Source organism: Yersinia sp. 2542 StPb PI (genome assembly GCF_048593855.1).
Lineage (GTDB): Bacteria > Pseudomonadota > Gammaproteobacteria > Enterobacterales > Enterobacteriaceae > Yersinia > Yersinia enterocolitica_E.
Window position 1 is genome coordinate 1 of the sequence record NZ_JAZGQA010000319.1, and the last position, 2,441, is coordinate 2,441.

Here is a 2,441-nt window from a genome sequence, read left to right on the forward strand (position 1 = left end):
GCTGTGATAGTTACCTTGGTGCAAGGATTGCATTATCATTGGTACGGTTACAGGGTCAGCTATCACAGCACCAAATTCAAAGCCTCGGTTAATCGCCGAGGCTTTTTATTTTAAGTAAATCACTATTCGTTTAAAAATGGGTTATTAATATTTTGATATATTCCCTTAACAAACGATAGGGATGTGATTTATGAGAATGTTAATTGCTGTTGTTTTGTGTTTAGCATTGTCTGCTTGTTCTTGGAGTTGGATACCAATGCCGTACCCAAGTTCTTCAGAGATATGCCCTCGCGGGACGGATAGTATCTCTCAGCAATGCCGTTGAATTATTGGTGGGAGCTGTAATTACTGGAGGGCTCATTCGCATGAGCGCTGGGTAAATCAACGATACACACTATCGACTTTCCAAAAGAAGCTAAGTGTACCTTACTGATGTGAAGTGACAGTCGGGAAAGACAGGCAACTTTCCAGCCCTTGAGTTAATTGCTCAGGGGCTTTGTATTAGCTATCGATGTTGTTCTCCACCATATATACAAAGTGCGTACCAGGGCTCTGACCAAGAATTACAATCTTTATTACACGTGTGACTAACACCCATAGAGACACAAGCAAACGTAGGGGTTGCTATTGTAAACAACAAGGCTACCGCTCCATACTTTATAATTTTACACATAATGATTTCTCCAAATTTGCAGGTGAGCTTTTATATGCTCACGTCCATATACTTGAAATATTTAATGAGTGTCAAAATAAATACATTGGTCATTGATGAGCTGTATACTAGTTATTGGTGCAATAATTATGGTGCTATTTAATTTTGGTCTTTTTTCATTTCTACATTCGCATGGGTACTGGATTGGTTAATCCAATCGTTGTGAAACAGTATCCAGCCGAATGTGGTGAAAGCCGGCGCCGATATGTGGGGATACCAGTGGAACACCAGTGAAACGACGTCGGCGAATTCCTCGCCACCACAGAAGTACATTTAAAGGTATGTAGTCAGCACATCGTTAGATGTTGACGCCGGAACCGTAACCGACTTCAAAAATGATAAGCCCCGACATAAGTCAGGGCTTTTTTGTTTGTGGAATGGGCGGATACCTTCATTGAAAAGCGCATGTTTTATTAATGATCAACAGCGTCACCATTAGGCATTCTTTGTATTACTCGCCACACAACAGTAATGACGGATTGGAATCATCACCTTAATTTACTATTTATTTCGACCACATGGACAAATAATCCTGAAAGGTATTCATCATGTCTAATTCATTAAAATATCCCATTATTCTCGTTCACGGTTTCAGTGGTTTCGATAAGATTGCTGGAATCTATCCTTATTTTTTCGGTATTCAGCAAGCACTGGAAAAAGCCGGAGCTACTGTATTCACTGCCTCTATATCGGCAGAAAACAGTAATGAAGCTCGTGGTGAACAATTGCTCAGTTTTGTAAAACAAGTCACCCAGTTAACCGGATCCCACAAGGTCAACCTGATTGGCCACAGCCAAGGCCCTTTGGCCTGTCGCTACGTCGCCGCCATTCATCCCGAACTGGTTGCGTCTGTTACCTCCGTTAATGGGGCAAACTTTGGCTCAGAAATTGCCGATCTGGTCCGTTTGGCGATGAAACCAGGCTCCCTTCCAGAAGATATTGCGGGCGCAGTGATGAACGCTTTTGGCTCATTCCTTTCCATTATGACTGGTCGTCCCTCCCTGCCACAAGACAGTGTCGCAGCGCTTAACTCGCTCACCAGCGAAGGCGTCGCTAAATTCAATGCCAAATATCCGCAGGGTTTGCCAAGCAATTGGGGAGGAGAAGGTAAAGAATATGAGAACGGCGTTTATTATTATTCTTGGGGTGGGGTGATTAATTACAACCCGATTGAGCAGGGGCTCAATAATTTTGATCCGCTGCATATTTCAATGGTTGCCCTCTCATTTCTGTTCACAAAAGAACGTTTACAGAATGATGGGTTGGTTGGGCGCTATAGTATGCATCTCGGCAAAGTTATTCGCTCTGATTATTCAATGGATCACCTGGATGCTATCAATCAAACTGCGGGGATTGTTACCAGCAGTACCAACCCTGTTCAACTATTTGTCGAGCACGTGGCACGTTTAACATCGAAAGGGTTATAACTTTCGGATAAGAGTGCTTGCGAGCTCTGTCCCGTTTAGCTAATTGACACTGCTACAGTCAGGGCTACACCGAGTGCTTTTATAGTGTAATAGATTTAATTTTAGTCACTAGTTTTATGCAACGCTAAGCGATCAATTCACGACATTTTTTAAGGCTCGCTTCGGTGATTTTTTTGTTTATTTTTTTGGGGGGTGACGAGGAGCTCAATAAAAATGAGTGATATTTACTAATTGTTTATGTTGTTGGTGTAAATTATAACTTGCCGTGACAGTTGCTTTTTGATGATTGTGGCTCAGTCGTC

General features: G+C 42.3%; 1 protein-coding gene. It reads left to right on the forward strand.

Annotation, left to right across the window (positions count from 1 at the left end; translation table 11 throughout):
- Nucleotides 1-1,260: 1,260 nt before the first annotated feature.
- Nucleotides 1,261-2,139, forward strand: a complete 879-nt coding sequence (locus tag V1952_RS21085; RefSeq protein WP_420075478.1) for a lipase family alpha/beta hydrolase — start codon at nucleotides 1,261-1,263, stop codon at nucleotides 2,137-2,139.
- Nucleotides 2,140-2,441: the final 302 nt, after the last annotated feature.

Excerpts from the sequence above, each read along its gene's own strand:
- V1952_RS21085 (WP_420075478.1), top strand. The coding sequence starts at position 1,261 with ATGTCTAATTCATTAAAATATCCCATTATTCTCGTTCACGGTTTCAGT.